General features: G+C 73.4%; 21 protein-coding genes. 13 read left to right on the plus strand and 8 right to left on the minus strand.

Annotated features, from left to right (window positions below):
- Positions 1 to 2 precede the first annotated feature (2 nt).
- Positions 3 to 410, plus strand: coding sequence for a DUF7144 family membrane protein (locus ACWGO8_RS05185; protein WP_452042044.1), 408 nt, complete (start codon positions 3 to 5; stop codon positions 408 to 410).
- Here the strand turns inward: ACWGO8_RS05185 and ACWGO8_RS05190 are convergent.
- The gene (locus ACWGO8_RS05190) at positions 370 to 3417 is read right to left on the minus strand and encodes a hypothetical protein (protein ID WP_452043521.1); all 3048 of its coding nucleotides are present in this window, start codon (positions 3415 to 3417) and stop codon (positions 370 to 372) included. The two genes, ACWGO8_RS05185 and ACWGO8_RS05190, sit on opposite strands and share 41 nt — an antisense overlap.
- A gap of 88 nt (positions 3418 to 3505) precedes the next feature.
- Here ACWGO8_RS05190 and ACWGO8_RS05195 point away from each other — a divergent pair, with 88 nt between their 5' ends.
- Entirely contained in the window at positions 3506 to 4723 is a 1218-nt protein-coding gene (locus ACWGO8_RS05195) for a pyridoxal phosphate-dependent aminotransferase (RefSeq protein WP_452042045.1), read from the plus strand.
- A gap of 62 nt (positions 4724 to 4785) precedes the next feature.
- On the opposite strand, the gene ACWGO8_RS05200 is transcribed toward ACWGO8_RS05195, so the two are convergent.
- Both ACWGO8_RS05200 and ACWGO8_RS05205 read right to left on the minus strand, forming a co-directional pair.
- Positions 4786 to 4968, minus strand: coding sequence for a CsbD family protein (locus ACWGO8_RS05200; protein ID WP_376955822.1), 183 nt, complete (start codon positions 4966 to 4968; stop codon positions 4786 to 4788).
- A 95-nt stretch (positions 4969 to 5063) separates the two neighbouring features.
- Positions 5064 to 5960, minus strand: coding sequence for a LysR family transcriptional regulator ArgP (locus tag ACWGO8_RS05205; RefSeq protein WP_452042046.1), 897 nt, complete (start codon positions 5958 to 5960; stop codon positions 5064 to 5066).
- Positions 5961 to 6032: 72 nt separating this feature from the next.
- Between ACWGO8_RS05205 and ACWGO8_RS05210 the strand changes: the two genes are divergently transcribed.
- From ACWGO8_RS05210 to ACWGO8_RS05250, 9 genes are all read left to right on the plus strand, one after another.
- Complete coding sequence (locus tag ACWGO8_RS05210; RefSeq protein WP_452042047.1) at positions 6033 to 6782, plus strand: LysE/ArgO family amino acid transporter; 750 nt, start codon at positions 6033 to 6035, stop codon at positions 6780 to 6782.
- A 101-nt stretch (positions 6783 to 6883) separates the two neighbouring features.
- Positions 6884 to 7723: a YciI family protein gene (locus tag ACWGO8_RS05215; protein WP_452042048.1), complete on the plus strand. Its 840-nt coding sequence runs from the start codon at positions 6884 to 6886 to the stop codon at positions 7721 to 7723.
- Positions 7666 to 9039: an RNA polymerase sigma factor gene (locus ACWGO8_RS05220; protein ID WP_452042049.1), complete on the plus strand. Its 1374-nt coding sequence runs from the start codon at positions 7666 to 7668 to the stop codon at positions 9037 to 9039. The genes ACWGO8_RS05215 and ACWGO8_RS05220 overlap by 58 nt, the downstream gene beginning before the upstream one ends.
- An 81-nt stretch (positions 9040 to 9120) precedes the next feature.
- Positions 9121 to 10041: an ABC transporter ATP-binding protein gene (locus ACWGO8_RS05225; protein ID WP_452042050.1), complete on the plus strand. Its 921-nt coding sequence runs from the start codon at positions 9121 to 9123 to the stop codon at positions 10039 to 10041.
- Positions 10038 to 10859 (plus strand): ABC transporter permease, encoded by an 822-nt coding sequence (locus ACWGO8_RS05230; RefSeq protein ID WP_452042051.1) that lies wholly within the window; start codon positions 10038 to 10040, stop codon positions 10857 to 10859. Before ACWGO8_RS05225 ends, ACWGO8_RS05230 begins: the two co-directional genes overlap by 4 nt.
- Before the next feature lie 61 nt (positions 10860 to 10920).
- Positions 10921 to 12102, plus strand: coding sequence for a sensor histidine kinase (locus ACWGO8_RS05235; protein ID WP_452042052.1), 1182 nt, complete (start codon positions 10921 to 10923; stop codon positions 12100 to 12102).
- A complete protein-coding gene (locus tag ACWGO8_RS05240) occupies positions 12099 to 12761 on the plus strand; it encodes a response regulator (protein ID WP_452042053.1) in 663 nt (220 codons plus the stop codon). Before ACWGO8_RS05235 ends, ACWGO8_RS05240 begins: the two co-directional genes overlap by 4 nt.
- Before the next feature lie 90 nt (positions 12762 to 12851).
- Positions 12852 to 14474 carry a phosphatase PAP2 family protein gene (locus tag ACWGO8_RS05245; RefSeq protein WP_452042054.1) on the plus strand — a complete coding sequence of 541 codons (1623 nt, stop codon included), beginning with the start codon at positions 12852 to 12854 and terminating at the stop codon, positions 14472 to 14474.
- An 11-nt stretch (positions 14475 to 14485) separates the two neighbouring features.
- Positions 14486 to 15205 carry a VOC family protein gene (locus ACWGO8_RS05250; RefSeq protein WP_452042055.1) on the plus strand — a complete coding sequence of 240 codons (720 nt, stop codon included), beginning with the start codon at positions 14486 to 14488 and terminating at the stop codon, positions 15203 to 15205.
- Between the two features lie 22 nt (positions 15206 to 15227).
- Here the strand turns inward: ACWGO8_RS05250 and ACWGO8_RS05255 are convergent, their stop codons facing one another.
- The 5 genes from ACWGO8_RS05255 to ACWGO8_RS05275 form a co-directional block, all read right to left on the minus strand.
- On the minus strand, positions 15228 to 16460 hold the full coding sequence (locus ACWGO8_RS05255) for a UDP-N-acetylmuramate dehydrogenase (RefSeq protein ID WP_452042056.1): 1233 nt from the start codon (positions 16458 to 16460) through the stop codon (positions 15228 to 15230).
- Positions 16460 to 16879 carry a MaoC family dehydratase gene (locus ACWGO8_RS05260; protein WP_452042057.1) on the minus strand — a complete coding sequence of 140 codons (420 nt, stop codon included), beginning with the start codon at positions 16877 to 16879 and terminating at the stop codon, positions 16460 to 16462. Before ACWGO8_RS05260 ends, ACWGO8_RS05255 begins: the two co-directional genes overlap by 1 nt.
- Positions 16879 to 17328, minus strand: a complete 450-nt coding sequence (locus ACWGO8_RS05265) for an FAS1-like dehydratase domain-containing protein (RefSeq protein ID WP_452042058.1) — start codon at positions 17326 to 17328, stop codon at positions 16879 to 16881. The genes ACWGO8_RS05260 and ACWGO8_RS05265 overlap by 1 nt, the downstream gene beginning before the upstream one ends.
- Before the next feature lie 34 nt (positions 17329 to 17362).
- The gene (locus ACWGO8_RS05270; RefSeq protein WP_452042059.1) at positions 17363 to 17986 is read right to left on the minus strand and encodes a DUF937 domain-containing protein; all 624 of its coding nucleotides are present in this window, start codon (positions 17984 to 17986) and stop codon (positions 17363 to 17365) included.
- Positions 17987 to 18113: 127 nt separating this feature from the next.
- The gene (locus ACWGO8_RS05275; RefSeq protein ID WP_452042060.1) at positions 18114 to 18728 is read right to left on the minus strand and encodes a TetR/AcrR family transcriptional regulator; all 615 of its coding nucleotides are present in this window, start codon (positions 18726 to 18728) and stop codon (positions 18114 to 18116) included.
- A gap of 146 nt (positions 18729 to 18874) precedes the next feature.
- Between ACWGO8_RS05275 and ACWGO8_RS05280 the strand changes: the two genes are divergently transcribed.
- Positions 18875 to 20107, plus strand: a complete 1233-nt coding sequence (locus tag ACWGO8_RS05280) for an MFS transporter (RefSeq protein WP_452042061.1) — start codon at positions 18875 to 18877, stop codon at positions 20105 to 20107.
- Positions 20104 to 21753 carry an amidohydrolase gene (locus ACWGO8_RS05285; protein ID WP_452042062.1) on the plus strand — a complete coding sequence of 550 codons (1650 nt, stop codon included), beginning with the start codon at positions 20104 to 20106 and terminating at the stop codon, positions 21751 to 21753. The genes ACWGO8_RS05280 and ACWGO8_RS05285 overlap by 4 nt, the downstream gene beginning before the upstream one ends.
- Positions 21754 to 21815 lie beyond the last annotated feature (62 nt).

Raw genomic sequence — 21815 nt, forward strand, 5'->3', positions numbered from 1 at the left:
CCATGAGTGACAACACCGTGACCAAGTGGGTCGGCTGGGTCTGGTTCGCCGCGATCGTCATGCTCATCGCCGGCGTCTTCGACGCCCTGCACGGGCTCGCGGCGATCTTCGCGCCGGGCAGCGCCTACTTCGTGAGGACCGAGGGCGCGCTGCTGCTCTTCGACGTGCAGGGGTGGGGCTGGTGGCACCTCATCATCGGCATCGCGCTCATCATCGGCGCCGCGGGGCTCTTCCGCGGCGCGACCTGGGCGCGCGTGGTGGCGGTGATCCTCGTCTCCATCAGCGGCGTCAGCCAGCTGTTCCTGCTGCCGACGCAGCCGTGGCTGTCGATCATCGTGATCGCGCTCGACGTGCTCGTGATCTACGCGATCATCGTGCACGGACGCGAGATGGCGGCGCGGACGGACTGAGCGTCCGGCGCCGTCCCGGCAGCGCGAGGAGCGCACCGATCACGACGAGCACCCCGCCGGCCGCCGCGGCCCACCATGCGGTGTCGGCGGGGATGTCGAGGTAGACGCTGATGCCGAGGATGCGCGAGAGGCCCCACGGCAGCAGTGCCATCTCGTCGTTCCAGAGCGTGAGCGCCGCCTCGAGGCCGATGGCGCCGATGAGCGTGCCGACGACGGCGAGCACGGCGCCGACCGCCGCGACCACCGCGCCGGTCGCACGGCGCGCGCCGACCTGTCCGGCGAGCGCCCACGCACCGGCCACGACGACCCAGCCGAACGCGGCGAACGCGAGGGTGACGTAGGCCGAGCGCGCGAGCGGGTCGGTCCAGAAGTGGAACCAGTAGCCGCCGGGGCCCGTCGGCGCGAGCACCACAAGCAGGAGCAGCACGCGCAGCATCGCCGCGCCGCCGACGGCGGCGATGACCGGCGCCGCCGGCCGCCGTCGGATCGCGAGCAGCAGCACCAGCAGGAACACCACCCACGCGCCGAGCGTGACCATCAGGTGCGATGGCGCGAGGAACCAGGTCTGGATGCCCCGACTCGCGACGAGCGCGATCGCGGGAACGACGATGAGGAGCCCCCGGTCGAGCCGGCCGAGTCCCGCCGTCACCTCGGCGGCCCGCCATGGACGGGTGGCCGCGACCCACAGCGCGCGTGCGGCGCGGGCACCGGGCCAGCCGGCTCGCGCGGCGCCGGCGGCGATCCCGTAGGCGAGCCAGATCGCGACGAGCACGAGCGCGATGCGGGCCGCCCACGCCATCGGCAGGTCGCGCTCGGCGCGGTCCACGCCGAGCTGCGCCGCGGTGAGGTTGTAGGCGGGGTAGTACGGGTCGCCCGCGTAGGCCGCCTCGTGCGCGGCGGCGGATGCCTCGAACGCTCGCCGCGCGGCATCCCACTGCTCGTAGGCCGCCTGCTCGCCGGTGTCGTGCCACTGCGCCTGGCGCAGGAACATCTCGCGGTAGTCGCCGAGCATCGCGTAGGTCGACGCCTGGTAGTCGAGCGTGTCGAGGAATGCCGTGCGCAGGGCCGGATCACGCCACGTCGCGGCATCCGTCGCGGCCACCGCCTCGTGCATGCGCTCGACGGCCGCGCTCGCCCGGTCGCCACCCGCGATGGCCTCGTCGAGCTCGTCGCGGCTGACGTCGTAGATGACGTCGAGCACGGCGCTGTCGCCCGTGAGGATGTCCCATTCGAAGATCCACATCATGGGCGGCGGCTCGAGCCCGATCGCGAAGACGCGGCGATCGGCGAACGGGCCGATGTACAGGCCCTCGGTGATCGCCTCGCGCGACTGCGCCATCGCCTCGCCGATCGCCTGCACGGTGGCCGGGTCGTCGGAGAACCAGCGCCGCGCCCAGTCCGCGGTGAGCTGCGCCGGGTCGGCGCCGGGATCCCGCGCGAGCCGCACGGCGAGCTCCGTGTTGAGCTCGTAGAGCTGCCAGAAGCCGGCCTTCAGCTCGAGCGAGAGCGGACCGGCACGCCACGGGCCGCCGTCCTGCGTCCAGGTCCAGATGCCCTCCACGTTCGGGTTCGTGGCGATGAAGCGCTGCAGCGCCTCCTGGTAGAGCACGCCGAGGTCGTTGGGGAACGCGCCGAAGTTCTCGAACTCGCGACGGCTCTGGAACTCGACGATGCGGCGGTGGTCGCCCACCTCGAGCGTGTGGTTGAGCGGCAGGTGGCTGTAGAAGTCGCCGAGCGTGTACTTCGTCGACACGATCAGGCGGTCCGAGGTGACGCCGTCGAGCACGGCCGCGTAGGAGTCGTCGTTCGTGTGCATGTCGCCGACGGCGCCGACGCCCACGCTCCACGTGCGGAAGATCACTTCGCGGTCGGCCCGCTCCGCCTGCTCGGTGAACGCCGTGAGCATCGCACGCACCGAGTCGACCGTCGTGACCGCGAGCTCGGAGTAGTAGTCCCAGCCGGGCAGGTCGTAGACACGGCCAGCCTCGCCGATGCGCACCAGCAGGCCGTCGACGTACGGCATCTCGGCGTAGAGCTCGTCGAGTCCGGCCGAGTAGACGTCCCAGAACGCGGGATCCTCGGTCGCGAGCCCGCCGAAGCGGTCGGTGAGGTACGCCTCGAGCGGCGTCGTCAGCGTGAGCATGTCGGTGCGGAAGTAGACGCGCAGGCCCGCGTCGTGCGCGAACTCCCACATCGGCCCGAACGCCTCCCGCATGGCCAGCGCGCGGGCGACGTGGTCGTCGCCGGAACCGTACACGTCGTCGCCGTCGCCGACCTCCGAGAACGTGAGGTACTCGATGAACCCCGGGATCGCGATCGCGTTGTAGCCCTCGGCGAGCGCGTGGCGCACGTACGTCTCGAAGTCGGCGCGAGCGACCTCGAGCGCCGCCTCGTCGATGTACGGCGCCTCGGGCAGGATCACATCGGCGAACGCCTTGGAGTTGTGCGAGTAGTCGTCGCCCGCCGCCCACTCCGACTCGTCGACGGTCACGCCCACGGCGCCGAGGTCGACCATGCGGAAGCCCAGCTCGGACTCGACGACGTCGCCGAGGCGCTCGTCGACGGGCCGGCCGTCGCGCACCGCCGCGGCGAGGTCGTAGACCCCCAGGGCGGCCCCGGCCTCGGTGGCCGCGACCACGCGCAGCGCCTCGGGCGTCCCCTCGAGCCGGTACGTGTCGTCGGCATCGGATGCCGCGGCCGCGCCGCTCCCCTCGACGACCACGTCGAGTGTCGCCGTGCCGTCGGTGGCGCCCGCATCGGCGACCGCGTCCTGCAGCTCCTCGACCGCCATCCCCACGCGCATGGAGTCGGGCGCCGTCACCGCCGTGAACGCCGGCGGTACCGCGACGGGCGCCTCGGGCGCGGCCACGAGCGTCTCGGCGGGGACGTCGGACGGCTCCGATCGGATGCCGAGCGCATCGGTGAGCACGACGGCGATGCCCACCCCGAGGGCGAGCAGGACCAGGATCGCGGCCCCGGCGCGCAGGGCTCGTCGGGGGCGCGTCATCACTCGGCGCAGCGTAGCAGAAGTGGGACAGATGTCCCAGTCGAGGATCGATCCGCCATGCGGCATCCGCTCGCCCTAGGCTGTGAGGGTGACCGAACACGCCCGCCTCTCCGCCCGAATCGCCGCCATCGCCGAGTCCGCCACGCTGAAGGTCGATGCGAAGGCGAAGGCCCTCCAGGCCGAGGGTCGGCCGGTCATCTCGTACGCCGCGGGCGAGCCCGACTTCCCGACGCCCGAGCACATCGTCGAGGCGGCCCTCGCCGCCGTGCGCGACCCGCGCAACCACCGCTACACGCCCGCCGCCGGCCTGCCCGACCTGCGCGAGGCGATCGCGCAGAAGACGCTGCGCGACTCGGGCCTCGAGGTCGGCGCCGGCCAGGTCGTCGTCACCAACGGCGGCAAGCAGGCCGTGTACCAGGCCTTCCAGGTGCTGCTCGACGACGGCGACGAGGTGCTCGTGCCGACGCCGTACTGGACGACGTATCCCGAGGCGATCAAGCTCGCGGGCGGCCGCCAGGTCGACGTGTTCGCGGGCGCCGACCAGGGCTACCTCGTCACGGTCGACCAGCTCGAGGCCGCACGCACCGACCGCACGAAGGTGCTGCTCTTCGTCTCGCCCTCGAACCCGACCGGCGCGGTGTACTCCGCCGACCAGGTGCGCGAGATCGGCGAATGGGCGCTCGAGCACGGCATCTGGATCGTGGCCGACGAGATCTACCAGAACCTCACCTACGCCGACGACCCCGACGGCGTGCCCCCGCGCGCAGTCTCGGTCGTCGAGGCGGTGCCCGAGCTCGCGAACCAGACGATCCTCGTCAACGGCGTCGCGAAGACCTATGCGATGACCGGCTGGCGCCTCGGCTGGATGGTCGGCCCCTCGGACGTGATCAAGGGCGCCGCCAACCTGCAGTCGCACCTGTCGTCGAACGTCTCGAACATCTCGCAGCGCGCGGCCATCGCCGCCCTCACCGGCCCACAGGACGCGGTCGAGGAGATGCGCCGCGCGTTCGACCGCCGTCGCCGCACGATCGTGGCGGAGCTCTCGAAGATCGAGGGCGTGCACGTGCCGGTGCCGCAGGGCGCGTTCTACGTCTACCCCGACGTCACGGGACTGCTCGGCCGCGAGTGGGGCGGCGACACGCCCACCACGTCGCTCGAGCTCGCCGACCTCATGCTCGAGCAGGCCGAGGTCGCGGCCGTCCCGGGCGAGGCCTTCGGCCCCAGCGGCTTCCTGCGCTTCAGCTACGCGCTGGGCGACGCGCCGCTCCTCGAAGGCGTGCAGCGCCTCCAGAAGCTGTTCGCCTGATCGGCTCCTGACACACGGCGGGCCGCCGGGATCATCCCCGGCGGCCCGTCATCGTCGATGACTCAGCGGTCGTCGTCGCGGAAGGCGTCCTTCACGTCTTCGACCGTGTTCTTCATGTCCGCCTTGGCCTGGTCCATCTTGCCCTCGGCCTCGAGGCGCTCGTTGTCCGTGACCTTTCCGGCGGCCTCCTTGACCTTGCCCTTCAGGTCTTCGCCAGTGTTCTCCATACGGTCGTCAACGCCCATGATGGGCTCCTTTCCCGGCGGGATCGCCGCCTGCATTCCACTCAACGCGGGCTCGGCCGACCCGACAAGGGACTTGATTCGGGCGGCCCGACGCGCTACCGGCCGGCGACGAGCGCGCGCCGGGACTCGGCCACGACCTCCTCGGCGATCGCGTCGAGGAGGGGCGAGCGGAGGTTCCACTGCTGCCAGTGGTGCGGCACGTCGAGCGGCGGCCCGCCGAGCGGCACGAGCGCTCCGCGGTCGAGCTCGTCGTCGCACTGGAACCCGGGCAGCAGACCCCAGCCGAGGCCGAGCTTGACGGCCTCGGCGAAGTCGTTCGACGCGGGCACGTAATGCCGGGGCGAGCGCGCGGCATCCACCCCGAGCTCCTCGAGCCAGGCGGACTGCAGGTCGTCGCGCCGGTCGAAGTCGACGCGCGGCGCTGCCTGGATCGCCTCCCGCGTCGCACCGCCCGGGAGCCATCGGGCGACGTAGCCCGGCGTGGCGACCGCGCGGTAGCGCATGATGCCCAGCGGCCGCACGACGCACCCCGCGACCGGCTCGGCCTGCGAGGTGACGGCGGCCATGACGGTGCCCGATTCGAGCAGTCCGGCCGTGAAGTCCTGGTCGTCGCGGTGCAGGTCGAAGACCACCGGATGCCGCTGCACCACGCGTGCCAGCGCCGGGAGGAACCACGTGGCGAGCGAGTCCGCGTTGACGGCGAGCGGCACCGAGACGGGCCGGTCGGGCGCGGCGTCGTCGCCGAACGCGGCGAGCGCGTCGTGCTCGAGCAGCGCGAGCTGGCGGGCGAGCCGCACGATGGGCGCGCCGGCCTCCGTGGGGCGGGCCGGCTTGGAGCGCACCACGAGCACGCGACCGAGCTGCTGCTCGAGGCTCTTCACGCGCTGGGACACGGCGGACGGCGTGATCCGGAGCCGCTTCGCCGCCGCGTCGAACGTGCCCTCGTCGATGACGGCGGCGAGCGTGCGCGCGAGGTCGAGTGGGATCTCCATCTGAAGCAATGCTAATGCCGATGAAGAATCATGAGCTGGATTGCCGACCGCGGCCGCCGTAGCCTCGAACGCATGCTCACCCCCCTGCTCGCCGGCATCGGCCTCGGCCTGTCGCTCATCGTCGCCATCGGCGCGCAGAACCTCTTCGTGCTGCGGCAGGGCATCCGTCGCCAGCACGTGCTCGCGGTCGCCGCGATCTGCGCCCTCTCCGACCTCGCGCTCATCGTGGTCGGCGTCTCGGGCGTCGGCGCCGTGATGCAGGCCGTGCCGTGGCTGGTCGACGTGATCCGGTGGGCGGGGGCGGCGTTCCTCGTGGCCTACGGGCTGCTCGCCGCGCGACGGGCGATCCGTCCGAGCGGGGTCGCACTCGACGCGAGCGGGGGTGCGGATGCCCCGGGGCGGTCGGATGCCGGGGCCGGGACACCCGCGGCATCCGACGACCCGGGGGCATCCGGTGGGCTCGCGGCACCCGGTGGGCTCGCGGCATCCGGCACCGCGACGGCGACCGTGACCCGCACGGCGACCGCACGCTCGGGACTGCTCGCGGCCGTGCTCACCTGCCTCGCGCTCACGTGGCTCAACCCGCACGTGTACCTCGACACGGTGTTCCTGCTCGGCTCGGTCGCGAACACGCACGGCGACGGTCGCTGGGCGTTCGCGGCGGGCGCCGGCCTCGCGAGCATCGCCTGGTTCTTCGGGCTGGCCTACGGCGCGCGGCTCCTCGGCGGCGTGCTCGCCAGCCCGCGCGCCTGGCGCGTGCTCGACGCGGTGATCGCGGTCGTCATGATCGTGCTCGGCGTCTCGCTCGTGCTGCCGCACTGACGATTTCGGATCGAAGGGCCGATTCTCCGGATCGAAGTGTCGATTCGGCCTCCCCTCGTTCGTCGTACCTGCGTAGCGTGACCGAGAGAGAGGAATCCGCCATGCAGTACGCACTGTTCTATGCCGAGGGCCCTGACGCCCTGCCGTACGTTCCCGCCGACGACAATGTCGGCGAGTGGGTCGACGAGGTCGTCGCGCGCGGGGTCTCCGAGTACGGGGAACGCCTGCGGCCCGGGCACGACGCGACGACCGTCCGCGTGCGCGGCGGCGAGGTGCTCGTCGTCGACGGGCCGTTCTCCGAGGCCAAGGAGGCGATCGGCGGGTTCGACGTCATCGACGTGCGCGACTTGGACGAGGCGATCGAGATCGCGTCGAATCATCCGGTGGCGTCGTTCGGGCGCGTGGAGATCCGGCCGTTCGTGCAATGGCCCGGCGCCGAGCCCGGGGCGAGGATCGTGCCCGAGGGGTTCGCCGAACGGGCGCCGCAAGGGCGCCGGTACCTCATGCTCGTCGTCGTGGATCCCACCGGCGAGCGAAGCGACGCCGACGGGGACGCCGACGCGACCGACGACGACCCCGAGGCGTGGGTGCGCGAGATGGACGGCCGCGGCGTCCGCCAGTTCGGCGAGGTGCTGCGACCGCCGTCGGATGCCACGTTCGTGCGCCGGCGTCACGACGAGGTGCTCGTGACCGACGGCGGCTTCGCGGAGTCGAAGGAGTGGGTCGCAGGATTCGACCTCCTCGACGTGCAGGACCTGGCCGAGGCGATCGAGGTCGCCGCGAAGCATCCGATGGCGCGAGGTGGCGCGATCGAGCTGCGGCCGACGTGGCCGTTCGACGTGCACGGCGACCAGGTCGCCCGCGCCGAGAGCGAGGCCGACGCGTGGGCACGCCGGCACGAGCCCGCCGCGGCGGAGGCCCTCCAGGGAGTGTCCCGCTGACGCCCACGGGCGAGGACGAGCCGGGTGCGGGCGCGGGCGACGCGCTCGCACCCGGCGTCGCGGGCGCGCTGCGCGAGGCGTATCGCAGCGAGTGGGCGCGCGTCGTCGCGACGCTGATCCGCGTGACAGGCGACTGGGACGTGGCGGAGGAGGCCGCGTCGGGCGCATTCGAGCGCGCGGCGACCACGTGGGCCCGGGACGGCGTCCCGCGGAACGCCGGCGCGTGGCTCACGACGGCAGCGCGCAACCTCGCGCTCGACCGTCTGCGACGCCGTGGCGTCGAGGCGGAGAAGGTCAGGGAGTGGATGGCGATGGAGGAGTTCTCGGGCCGGGCCGACGGCCCGCGCGACCCCGCCGACGTCGTCGCCGACGACCAGCCCGCCTGGGACGACCGGCTGCGGCTCGTCTTCACCTGCGCCCACCCCGCACTGGCGATGGACGCCCGCGTGGCGCTGACCCTCCGCACCGTCGGAGGCCTCGACACGGGCGAGATCGCGCGCGCGTTCCACGTGCCCGAGGCCACGATGGCCCAGCGCATCGTACGTGCGAAGCGCCGGATCCGGAACACCGGCATCCCCTATCGCGTGCCGACCGCCGACCTGCTCCCCGAACGCCTCGGCGGCGTGCTCGCGGTGCTCTACCTCGTGGCCAACGAGGGCTACCTCGCGTCGCACGGCGACGAGCTCCAGCGCCTCGACCTCACCGCGGAGGCGATCCGCCTGACGCGCATGGTCGTCGCGCTGCTCCCCGACGCCGACGAGGCCCGGGCCCTGCTCGCGCTCGTGCTGCTCCAGCACGCCAGGTCGGCCGCGCGCGTGGACGCCGACGGCGAGCTCGTGCCGCTGCCCGAGCAGGATCGCTCGACGTGGGACGCGGACGAGCTCGCCGAGGGGCTCGAACTGCTGGCCCACGCCGGAGGCCCCGACCGCGCCGACTCGCCCGGCCCGTACCGCCTCCAGGCGGAGATCCAGGCCGTGCACGCGCGCGCCCGCACGGCCGACGACACCGACTGGCCCGCGATCGTCGACCGATACGACGCCCTCGCGGGGTTCGCCGACTCGCCCTTCGTCGCGCTCAACCGGGCGATCGCGCGAGGCATGGCGTTCGGGCCCGAACAGGGGCTCGACGACCTCGCGCTGCTCGAGGCATCCGGCCGGCTCGACGGCTACCACCTGCTGCCCGCCGCCCAGGCCGACCTGCTGCGCCGGCTCGGGCGCACGGAGGCCGCGGCCGCGCGCTACCGCGACGCGATCGCCCTCGCCCGCACGGCGCCCGAGCGGCGCTTCCTCGAGCGTCGGCTCGCCGAGCTCGACTGACGCCATCCACCGATCGGTGGAGGAGGAAATCGACCGCACGGTCGCTGCCGCACGGCAGCCGCAACCGGCAGGGTCGATGGCATGGACATCTCAGCGCCCGGTACGGGCACCATCCCGAGCGATGCGGACGCCGCCGTGCGCATCCGCGGACTCCGCAAGGACTACGGGCGGCTCGCCGCCGTCGACGGCATCGACCTCGACATCGCGCACGGCGAGACCTTCGCCCTGCTCGGCCCGAACGGCGCGGGCAAGTCGACCACGGTCGAGATCCTCGAGGGCTACCGGCTCCGCTCCAGCGGCGAGGTCAGCGTGCTCGGCGTGGACCCGGCTCACGGCAACCTGGCGTGGAAGGCGCGGATCGGCATCGTGCTGCAGTCGGCGACCGAGCCAGGGACCGCGACCGTGCGTGAGCAGCTCGCGCACTTCGCCGGCTTCTACCCGGATCCGCTCGACGTCGACGAGGTCATCGCCGCGGTCGGCCTCGAGGAGAAGGCGCGCACGCGGGTGTCGAAGCTCTCGGGCGGCCAGCGCCGCCGCGTCGACGTCGCGCTCGGCATCATCGGGCGCCCCGAGCTGCTGTTCCTCGACGAGCCGACCACCGGCTTCGACCCCGAGGCGCGGCGCGAGTTCTGGCAGCTCATCCGAGCGCTGAAGGCCGAGGGCACGACGATCCTGCTCACGACGCACTACCTCGACGAGGCCGCACAGCTCGGCGACCGGGCGGGCGTCATCCTAGACGGCCGGCTCGTCGACGTCGGCGCGATCGACGAGCTCGGCGGCGCCGAGGCGCGCGTCCCGATCGTCCGGTGGCGCGAGGCCGGCGGCGCGCTGCGCGAGGTGCGCACCGACCGGCCGGCCGAGCTCGTGGCATCCGTCGTCACCCGGCTCGGCGGCGAACCCGAGGGGCTCGAGGTCATCCGACCGAGCCTCGAGGACATCTACCTGCAACTGGTGCACTCGGCCGGAGCCGAGGCCCACGATCACGAGGAGGCGCTCGCATGAGCACGACCTTGAGCACGACCACGGTCGGCGCATCGCGCATCGGCTATGAGACGCGGAGCTACTTCCGCTCGCCCGACGCCGTGTTCTTCACGTTCCTGTTCCCCGTCATCATGCTCGGCATCTTCACGGCTGCGTTCAGCTCGTCCGGCGAGATCCAGCCGGGCCCGGGCGCCGAGGGCGTCTCGGTCGGCGCCTACTACCTGCCGGGCATGCTCGCCGCGGGCCTGCTGCTCTCGGGGGTGCAGAACCTCGCCGTCGAGATCGCCGGCGAGAAGAGCAACGGCACGCTGAAGCGGCTCGGCGGCACGCCGCTGTCGCCCGTCTCGTACTTCATGGGCAAGATCGGCCAGGTCTTCGTGACCGGCGCGCTGCAGGCCGGGCTGCTGCTGCTCGTGGCGGCGACCGTGCTCGGCATCGCGCTGCCCACGACCCTCGACGCGTGGCTCACGTTCGCGTGGGTGTTCGTGCTCGGCATCACCACGTCGGCGCTGCTCGGCATCGCACTGTCGGCGCTGCCGCGCAGCGGCAAGAGCGCCACCGCGGTCGTCATCCCGATCGTGCTGATCCTCCAGTTCATCTCGGGCGTCTACCTGCAGTTCTCGCAGCTGCCCGAGTGGATGCAGAACATCGCGAGCATCTTCCCGCTCAAGTGGATGGCCCAGGGCATGCGCGCCGTGTTCCTGCCCGACGACTTCAAGGTGATGGAGCAGAACGGCGAGTGGGACCTCGGGCTCGTCGCGATCGTGCTGGTGGCCTGGCTCGTCGTGGGGCTTATCGTCAGCCGCATCACGTTCCGGTGGATCCGGCGCGACGCGTGACCGGACGGGCGCCGGCAGCCAAGCGCTGCCGGCGCCGTCCCGCTCGTGAGAAGGTGGCGTCATGCTGAGCGCGCGCTGGTGGGACCTCGCGGCGATCGTCGCCGCGAGCGTCATCGTCGTGCTGACGATCATCGACCCGCCCTACGGGCCCAGCGAGTGGGGCGCGTGGGCGGCCGCCGCCGCGTTCCTCGTCGTGTACTTCGCCGGCGGCCGCCGACTGCTCCCCGTGGGCGAGCTGCGGCCGTACCTCGTGGTCGCGATCCTCTTCGCGGCCGTCCTCGCGGTCGGCACCACGTTCGAGCCGGCGTTCGCGATCGTGCAGGCCTTCATCTACCCGTTCGTGTGGACCACGGCGCCGAGCACGAGGAGCGCCATCACGGCCAACATCCTCGTCGCCGTCGCGATCGTCGTCGGCTACGTCGCGCGGTCCGGCGCCGCGGGCCTCCTCACGGGCCTCGGGGTGGCCGTGCTCACGGTCGGCTTCAGCATCGCGCTCGGCCTCTGGATCACCCGCATCGCCCAGTACGGGGAGGAGCGCGCTCGCCTGCTCGACGACCTGCAGGCCGCGCAGGGCCAGCTCGCCGCGATGCACCGCGACGCCGGCGTCACCGAGGAGCGCGGGCGGCTCGCCCGCGAGATCCACGACACCATCGCGCAGAGCCTCACCGGTCTGGTGATGGTGGCCCAGCGCGCGGGCAACCGGCTCGAGGCCGTCGACGGCGAGGCCGCGGCATCCGCTCGCGGCGACATCGAGCTCATGGAGCAGATGGCCCGCGAGGCGCTCACCGAGGCGCGCGGACTCGTCGCGTCGTTGACGCCCGTCGAGGCCGAGGCGGGCCTCGCCGAGGCCCTGCGTCGACTGGCCGTCTCGTTCGAGCGCGAGACCGGCGTGGCCGTGTCGGTGTCAGCGGAGGTCACGGGACTCGACCGGGAACTCGAGGTCGTGCTGCTGCGCTCGGCGCAGGAGGCCATCGCGAACGTGCGCAAGCACGCCCGTGCGTCGACGGCGACCATCGCGGTGACGGCGGACGACGCCGACGTGGTGCTCACCGTGACCGACGACGGCGTCGGCCCCGGCGAGGCGCAGCCCGGCGAGCACGGCTTCGGCCTCGCGGGCATCCGCGACCGTGCGGCGCTCGCGGGCGGCACGTTCGAGTTCGGGCCAGGTGCCTCGGGCGGCACCCGCCTGCGGGTCGTCGTGCCCCGAGCGGATGCCGCGAGCTCGACGGGAGGCGCCGCATGACCCCTCGAGCGCCGCAGGACGGCCCCGACCCCATCCGCATCGTCGTCGCCGACGACCACCCGATCGTGCGCGCCGGCATCGTCGGGCTGCTCGAGACCGCGCCCGGCATCGAGGTGGTGGGCGAGGCGGCCGACGGCGCCGAGGCGGTGGCGCTCGCGGCATCCGAGCGCCCCGACCTCGTGCTCATGGACCTGCGGATGCCCGGCGTCGACGGCGCGAGCGCGACCGCCAGCATCGTCGCGGCGGGCGGCGGCACCCGCGTGCTCGTGCTCACCACGTACGAGACCGACGACCACATCCTCGCCGCGATCGAGGCGGGAGCGAGCGGCTACCTGCTGAAGGCCGCGCCGCAGGCCGAGATCCTCGCGGGCATCCGCGCGGTCGCCGCGGGCGAGACGGTGCTCGCGCCGTCGATCGCGGCGAAGCTCGTCTCGCGGGTGCGGGCCGACGCGGCATCCGTCGCCCCGCCCGCGCTCTCGCCGCGGGAGCGCGAGGTGCTCGTGCTCGTCGCCGAGGGACGCTCGAACCCCGAGATCGCGAAGGCGCTCTACATCGGCGAGGCGACGGTGAAGACGCACCTGCTGCACGCGTTCGAGAAGCTCGGCGTGAACGACCGCACCCGCGCGGTCACCCGGGCGATGGAGCTCGGACTCCTCTGACCGGCGCCGGCCGTCCGGTCGGCGCATAGCGTGGCCGCGCGCACGCCGCAACGCCGTGACGACGGGCGACGCCCGCCCTACGCTGTGCGCGTGACCGCATCATCGAGCGTCCGTGTCGCCATCCAGCGCACGAAGGTCCTCCCCCGATGGGTGCGCCGGGCGGATGCCGCGGCCGGCCGCGCCGTGAACCGGCGCCACGCGCATCCGCTCGCCGACCGGTTCTGGTCGCGCCTGACCGGCTTCGCCGATCGCGGCGTGCTCTGGTGGACGCTCGCGGGCGTGCTCGCCGTGACCCGCCGTCGTCGCGCCGCCGCGCGCGGCCTGCTGTCGCTGCTCGCGGCGAGCGCGCTCACGAACCTCATCGCGAAGGAGGTGTTCGGCGGCGACCGTCCGCTGCTCGCGGATGTGCCGATCGCCCGGCGACTTCCGAAGCCGCCGATCACCCCGTCGTTCCCGTCGGGCCACTCGGCGAGCGCGGCGGCCTTCGCGGCGGGCGTCGCGATCGAGCGGCCCGTGATCGGCGCAGCGATCGCGCCGCTCGCGCTCGGGGTCGGCTACTCGCGCCTGCACACGGGCGCGCACTGGCTGTCGGACGTCGTGGGCGGCCTGGCGATCGGCGTCGGCGTCGCCGGCCTCGGCGCGCTCGTCGCGCCACGGCGCGGCGATCCCGTGCCGGAGCCGCCGAGCGGGGTCGACCGGGCGCTGCCCGCGTCGCCCGACGGCGAGGGCGTGTTCCTCGTCGCGAACCGCTCGTCGGGCACCGCAGTCGTGCGGGCCGACCCGCTGCGCGTCGTCGCCGAGCGGCTCCCCGCCGCCCGGGTGCACGTGCTGCAGGACGACGAGGAGCCCGGCGCGGTCGTGCGCGCGGCGCTCCGGCGCCGCCGCGGGCGGCCGCGCATCCTCGGGGTCTGCGGCGGCGACGGCACGGTCGCCGCGGTGGCCCACGAGGCCCGCGCCGCCGGGCTGCCGCTGCTCGTGGTGCCGGGCGGCACGTTCAACCACTTCGCGCGCACGGCGGGCGCGGCATCCGCCGAGCTGGCCGTGAGCGCGCTGCAGCGCGGCGAGGGCGTGCGGGCGGATGTCGCGGAGCTGTCGTTCGGCGACCGGCCGCCGGTCACGGTGCTGAACACCGCGTCGGTCGGCATCTACCCCGACTTCGTGACCGTGCGCGAGGAGCTGCGCGACCGCTGGGGCAAGTGGCCCGCCGCCCTCATCGCGGCCGCCCGCGTGCTGAGGCGGTCGGAGCCCGTGGAGGTCGTGGTCGCCGGGCGTCGGGCGCGGGTCTGGACGCTCTTCGCGGGCGTGGGCGCGAACGATCCGGGCACCGCGGCGCCGCTCCAGCGCCGGAGCCTCGACGGCGGCGTGCTCGACGTGCGGATCCTGCACGCAGGGTCGCGCGTGCGCGCCGCCGCGTCGCTCGCGTTCGGACGTCGGGTGAGTCGCCTGCTGCGCGGGCTCCGGCTCCTGCCCGAGCGCATCGAGGCGTTCACGTCGGCCTCGCTGGACGTCGTGGTGCGGCCGAGGCAGGGACAGCCGCCCGGGTTCGCCCACGACGGCGAGGTGGCGCTCGAAGCACCCGCCGCGGCGCAGGCGGCCTACGCGGGCTCGGGCTATCGCACGCTGCTGCGGATCGTGCCGCAGGCCCTCGACGTCTATCGTCCGTCGAGCGCGCGGCAGGATTCGCGGCTGCCGGCGCGGCCGCACGAGGCCTAGACTCCCCGACTATGGACATGCTGAGGGGCCCGCAGATCGCCGCAGCCGACCTGACCGACTGGCGGAAGCTCGCCCAGGGGCTGCACGCCCGGTACCTGGTCGACGACTTCGCCGCCGGCGCACGGTTCGTCGTCGCGGTCGGCGAGGCGGGTGACGCGATCGGCCACCACCCGCGGGTGTCGATCGGCACCGGGTACGTCGACCTCGAGCTGGTCAGCGACGACGCGATCTACCGCGACGACGAGGGCACCGAGTACGTCGTCGAGTGGGTGACCCAGCAGGACGTCGACCTCGCGCGACGGATCAGCGGGATCGCCGCGGACCACGGGCTCACCGCCGACCCGACCTCGGTCAGCGAGATCGAGCTCGGCCTCGATACGGCCCGCTCAGCGACGATCGCCCCGGTGTGGGCCGCGCTCCTGACCGGGAGTGCCGAGTCCCAGGGCCGCGGCTCCCCCAGCGACGAGGTCCGGGACGCCACGGGACGGGTGCCGAACCTGTGGTTCGGGGATGACGACGAGCACGGCGCCGAGCAGGCGACCCCGCGTCAGCGGTTCCACCTCGAGGTCTACGTGGCGCCCGAGGTGGCCGAGCAGCGGATCGCGGCCGCTCTCGCCGCTGGCGGGACCGTCGTCGACGACAGCGAGGCGCCCGGGCTCACGGTGATCGCCGACCAGGACGGCAACACGGGAGTCGTCTGCGTCGACGTGTCCGCGGCGAAGCAGGGCTGATCGACCGACTCAGGACGCCGCTCTAGAGGCGGAGACCGACGAGCACCGGCTCGGGGTGCAGCAGGATGCCGAACTCCCCCTGGACCCGGCTCTGCACGTAGCGGGCGAGCTGGGCGACCTCCTCGGCGGTGGCGCCGCCGCGGTTCGTCAGCGCGAGCGTGTGCTTCGAGGAGATCGCCGCGCGCGAACCGGGGAGGGCGAAGCCGCGGTGGATGCCCGAGCGCTCGATGAGCCACGCGGCCGAGAGCTTGACGAGCGGCTCGGCCGGCGCGGCATCCGCCTCGGACTCGGCGGGCTCGAGCGACGCCTGGTGCGCGAGGAACTGGTCGAGCGGCGACTCGTCGAGGCCCGACGTGATCGGCGTGACCTGGTCGGGCGACTCGTCGTCGAGGTACCAGCGGGGCGCGTCGCCCGGCAGGGTGCGGGCGGTGCGCTCCGTGACGATCGGGTTCGTGAAGAACGAGCCGGCGCTCACCGAGTCGGGGTCGTCGGGGTCGAGCACCATGCCCTTCGAGGCGCGCAGGCGCAGCACGGCCTCGCGCACGCGCGCGACCGGCACGCGGTCGCCGAGGTTCACGTGCAGCGCGTCGGCGAGCTGGGCGTAGGCGACCGGCTGGCCGAGCGGCTCGCCGAGCACCGCCCGCTCGACCGACGTGTCGTGCAGGTCGAACTCCGCCGAGACGACGATCCCGCGCAGGCCGCGCTTCAGCACCGACGTGCGGTAGCCGAGTCCGAGGTCCGCGGCGGTCATGCGGTGCGGCTCGTCTGCGCCCTCCTCGAGGAACTCCACCGCGACGAGCGTCGACTCGAGCTCCTGCCCGTAGGCGCCGATGTTCTGCACGGGCGCGGCGCCGACCGAGCCGGGGATGCCCGAGAGCGCCTCGAATCCCGAGTAGCCCTCGTGGACGGCCCAGGCCACGACATCGTCCCAGGTCTCGCCGGCCTGCACGCGGATGCGCACGGAGGCCACCCCGTCGGCGGCGACCGCGTCGCCGACCAGCGACGGATCGGCTGCGTCGCCCCGGCCGAGCACCTCGATGCCCTTCGTGGCGACGCGGATCACGGTGCCGTCGAAGCCCTCGTCGCCGACGAGCAGGTTCGAGCCGCCGCCGAGCGCGAGCCACGGCACGCCGTGCTCCCACGCCTCGGTCGCGAGGTCGACGAGGTCGCGCTGCGTCGTCGCGGTGACGAGCCGGCCGGCCGGGCCGCCGACGCGCAGCGTGGTGAGCTCGGAGAACGGGATGTCGCGAGCCATCAGCCGAGCGAGACCCGCACCTGCGCCTTGCCGAGCACGGTCTCCTCGCCGACCTTCACGGTGAGGTCGACGCGTGCCACGCGCGCCTCGGCGTCGAGCTGGCCGACCTTCGCGACCACCGACACGACGGCGCCGAGCTCGGGGTCGACGACGACGGGACGCGTGAAGCGCACCTGGTAGTCGACGACGCGACCGGGGTCGCCGGCCCAGTCGACGACCGGCTGCACGGCGAAGCCCATGGTGAGCATTCCGTGGGCGAGCACGCCCGGCAGGCCCACCGAGCGGGCGACGTCGTCGCGGTAGTGGATGGGGTTGAAGTCGCCGGAGGCGCCGGCGTAGCGCACGAGCGAGTCGCGGGTGAGCGGGAACGACGCCTCGGCGACGATGTCGCCGACCGTCAGGCCGTCGAAGGCGGGCATCAGTCGTCCTCTCCGCGCACGACGAGCGCCGAGATCGTGGTCACGACGTGGGCGCCGGAGGCATCCGTGATCGAGGTCTCGGCCGTGACGATCGAGTGCCCGCCGAGCGTCTTCACGCTCGGCACGCTCAGGGTCGCGGTGAGCAGGTCGCCGGCGACGATCGGGCGGGTGAACGTGAAGCGCTGGTCGCCGTGCACGACGCGCGAGAAGTCGATGCCCGCGTCGGGCTCGGCCAGGAGCTGGGCGAGCGTCTGCTCCTGCACGACGACGGCGAAGGTGGGCGGCGCGACGACGTCGTCGTAGCCGGCGGCCCGCGCGGCCTCGGGGTCGAGGTTGATCGGATCGGTCGCGAAGACCGCGCGCGAGAACTCGCGCACCTTCTCGCGACCGACCAGGTAGGGCTCGGCGGGCGGGAACTCGCGCCCCTGCAGCTCTGGGTTCACTGGCACCCCGACAGTCTATGCGGCGGGGTCTGCGCGATCCCTACCGCTTGCCGCCGCCCAGGAGGCCCCCGAGCAGGTCGCCGAGCCCGCCGCCCGAGCCGCCGGAGCCGCCGCCGCCGAGGAGGCCGCCGAGCACGTCGCCCAGCCCGCCTCCCGAGCCACCGGCACCTCCGGCACCACCCCCGCCGCCGAGCAGGCCGCCCAGGATGTCGCCGATGCCGCCGCCCGCGCCTGCGCCGTCGTCACCGGATGCCGCGGGTTCCTGCTTCTTCGTGAACTGCTTCGCGAGCCACGCCATCACGATCGGCGCGAGGATGGGCAGCAGCTTCCCGATGAGGTTGCCGCCGCCGCCGTCCTTGGTGTCGAGCGCCGTCACCACCTGGTCGGTGTTGGTGCCGAACACGTTCTTCACGATCTTGCGACCGTCGTCCTCGTCGACGTCGGCGAGGTTCACGCCGCCCTCGACGAGCTTCGGGTCGTGGTGCACGACCGCGCGCTCGAGCGAGGCGGCACCGGCCGGGTCGGTCGCGTTCGCGCCCATGCCCGCGAGCAGCGCCGGAAGCGCGTCGTCGACGGCCTTTCGCGCGGTGGCCTCGTCGACCCCGAGCTTCGCGGCGATGTCGCCGATCGGAAGGTCGGCGATGATGTCGTCGTATCCGGCCATGTGGAACTCCCCCGTCCCCGCGCCCGCCCTCGGACGCGACGGTCTCACCGTAGCCGGGCGGATGCCGCGCGGGGAAGCGCGGAACCGCGGGTTGAGGTGCGCCGTGCGCTCCTCAACCCGCGAGTACTCAATCCAGCTCGTAGCGGGCGAGCCGCAGTCGGAGTCCGTCGAGCAGCAGCTCGAGGCCCGACTCGAACGCCCGATCGCTGCGCGCCGCGCCGCGAGGCCCGACCGCCACGAGCCGCCCGAGCGTCTCGGTCGGGGTCTCGGGCGCCCACACCTCGTCGGGCGACGCGAGGTCGAGGCCCATGCCGATCGAGAAGGCGTCGATGATCGCGACGACGTCGAGCACGTCGTCCTCGGGGAACCCGGCCGCGACGAGCGTGGTCGCCAGGTGGTCGTACGAGGCGATGACGGTCGGGTCGGTGATGGTCTGCTCCACGATGAGCGGGATGAGGAACGGATGCTCCGCGTACATCCGGCGCTGGGCGCGCAGGCTCCCCTCGACCACCTCGTCCCACGTTCCGCCGATCGGCCGCGGGAGGTACCGCTCCCCGAGCCGCCCGCGCATGAGCTCGACGATCTCGTCGCGGCCTCGCACGTGGTTGTAGAGCGACGAGGGCGTCACGCCGAGTCGTCGGGCGATGGCGTTGACGCCGAACGGGGCACCGTCGTCGACCAGTTCCATCGCGGCATCCGCGATGCGATCGGTCGACAGCAGCGGGGTCCTCGGCCTCGGCATCGGCGCCTCCCTCGTGCACGTGCATGTGTCGTCAGCCTACGGGTCGCGAAATCCGCACTTCCCGAATCGGCCTCACGTATGCATAATAAACGAATACCATTCGTTTATCTCGTGCACATCGTCGTGCCGAACCCCGGAGGTCCCCCGTGTCCCACTCCCTCCCATCCGCCAGGATCCCCCTGCGGCTGCCCAGCGCGGTCGCCACGTTCGGGATCGGCATCGCCGGCTACCTCGGCGTGAACCTCTCGCCGTACATGATCGCGGCCGTGCAGTCGGCCCTCGGCGCCGACGTGCTCGCGGCGAGCTGGATCGTCACCGGCGCACTGCTGCTCACCGCGGTCACCGGACTCGCGACGGCGAAGCTCAGCGCGGGCCCCCGCCGCCTGCTCGTGGCGCGCCTCGGCCTCGTGCTGGCCGTGGTGGGCTTCGGCGCGGCCGCGCTCGTGGCGGCGCCCGCGGTCGTCGTGGCCGGCCTCCTGATCGGCGGCATCGGCGCCGGCGGTGCGGTCTCCTCGTCGGGCGCCGCGCTCGCGGCATTCGTGAACCCCGACCGCGTCGCCGGGTTCAGCGGGCTCGCGAACCGCGCGATCGTGACGGTGATCCTCGCGCTCATCCCGCTCCTGCCGCTCGTGCCGATCAGCGTGTTCGGCACGCTGGCGCTGTTCGCCCTGCTCGTGCTGTTCGCGTCGGCCTGGCTGCCGACCGCCCCGGTCGTCGAGCACGTGGCCGTTCCCACGGCCGCCGCGGCATCCGACGCCGTCGCCCGCCGCCCGCGCCGCGCCGAGACGATCGCGGGCTTCGTGCTGCTCGTCACGTTCGCCCTCTGGGCGGCGAGCGAAGACTCGCTCTGGGCGATGGCCGGCGTCATGGGCGCCGACCAGGCCGGCCTCACGCCCGAGGGCCTCGGCATCGCGCTGAGCGGCGCGACCGCCGGCGGCATCGTCGGCGCCATCCTGCTGATGATCGTCGGCAACCGCCTCGGGCGCGCCGTGCCGCTCGCGATCCTGCTCGTGGCCGGCGGCCTCCTGAAGATCGCCGAGGGCTTCGTCAACGACTCGACGATGTTCATCGTCGTCTTCATCGCGTGGAACACCATCTACGCCATCGCCTTCCTCTACTTCGTCGCCACCGCCGCCGCACTCGACGCCGACGGCCGCTGGTCGGGCCCGCTGCTCGCGGTGTACCTCGTCGGCTCGGCGCTGACGCCGGTCATCGGCGCCGCGCTCGTCGAGTCGTTCGGCTACCAGGGCTTCGTCACCGTGCTCGGCGTCGCGAGCTTCGTCCTCGCGGTGCCCGCGTTCCTCGTCGCGCGCGTCTCGTCGCGACTGCAGCGCACCGAGGAACCGGCGTCCGCCGTCGCCGAGGAGGTCGCCGCATGACCCGGGTGCTGCACCACGGCGGTCGCGTGTTCACCGCCGACGAGCCCGCATGGGCTCAGGCGATCGTCACCGACGGCGGCCGCATCGCGTTCGTCGGGTCCGACGCCGAGGCCGCAGACTTCGCCGGCACGGATGCCGCGACGGTCGACCTCGAGGGCCGCGTCGTCGTCCCCGGCTTCATCGACGCCCACACGCACCTGGTCATGATGGGCGAGGCACTCGGCAAGGTCGGACTGACCGACGCGCGCACGCTCGCCGAGATCCAGCAGCGGCTGCGCACGGCCCGCGACGCCGACCCGGATGCCCCGCGGCTGCTCGGCCGCGGCTGGCTCTTCGACTCCGTGCCGGGCGGCGCCCCGACCGCCGCGATGCTCGACGAGGTCGTCGCCGACGTGCCCGTCTACCTCGACGCGAACGACTACCACTCGGTGTGGGTCAACACGGCCGCCCTGCGCGAGCTCGGCATCGACCGCGACACCCCCGACCCGATCGGCGGGCGCGTCGGCCGCGACGCCGACGGCGAGCCCGACGGCATGCTGTTCGAGACCGCCGCCCAGCAGCACGTCTGGACGCTGCTCGCCGAGGTCGCGACCGACGCAGATCGCGACGCCGCCGTCGAGCGCACCATCGCCGCGTACCTCGCGACCGGCGTGACCGGCGTGGTCGACATGGCCTTCGACGAGCTCGGGCTCGCGGCGTTCGATCGCGCGGCGGAGCGGCGCGGCGGCACGCTGCCGATCCGCGTGCTGGCGCACTGGTTCATCGGCAACACGGGCGACGACGGCGAGAACCTCGCGCAGGTGTCCCGCGCGATCGAGCTCGCGGGCCAGCAGCGCGCCTGGCTCAAGATCGCGGGCATCAAGCTCGTGCTCGACGGCGTGATCGACGCGTGCACGGCCGCGATGCGGCATCCGTACGCCGACGGCTCGAACGCCGAGCCGATCTGGCCGCTCGAGCGCCTGCGCCCGGTCGTGGCCGCAGCGGATGCCGCGGGCCTCCAGGTCGCGATGCACGCGATCGGCGATCTCGCGAGCGACGTCGCGCTCGACGCGCTCGAGCACGCGCACGCCGTGAACGGCGACCGCCCCCGGCGCCACCGGATCGAGCACCTCGAGTACGCCGCCCCCGAGACGGCCGGCCGCATGGCCGCGCTCGGCGTCACCGCGTCGATGCAGCCCGTGCACGCCGACCCCGCGATCTGGGCGAACTGGGCCGCGATGCTCGGCGACGAGCGCGCCGACCGCGGCTTCGCCTGGACCGAGTTCACCGAGGCGGGCGCGCTGCTGGCGTTCTCGACGGATGCCCCGACCGCTCCGCACGAGGCGCTGCCGAACCTCTACATCGCGGCGACGCGCCGATCGGCGCTCGACGACTCGTTCCCGGCGAACCACCCCGAGTACGCACTGCCCCTCGCCGACGCCCTCGCGCACGCCACGCGCGACGCCGCCGCGAGCTGCCTCGAGGAGCACGAGCGCGGTCGGATCGCGCCGGGACTCGCCGCCGACTTCGCGGTGCTCGACCGGGATCCGTTCGCCGAGGGCGCCGACGTGCTGCTCGAGGCGCGCGTGGTGCGCACGGTGGTGGCGGGCGCTGTCGTGTACGACGCCGGCGCGCTCGACGCGGGCGCCGAGGCATCCGCCGCCTGACTCGACACCACGACGGATGCCGGTCACACGACTCCTGAAAACAAGGACGTTCGAGCGACAGG

It is taken from the genome of Agromyces sp. NPDC055661 (assembly GCF_053618135.1).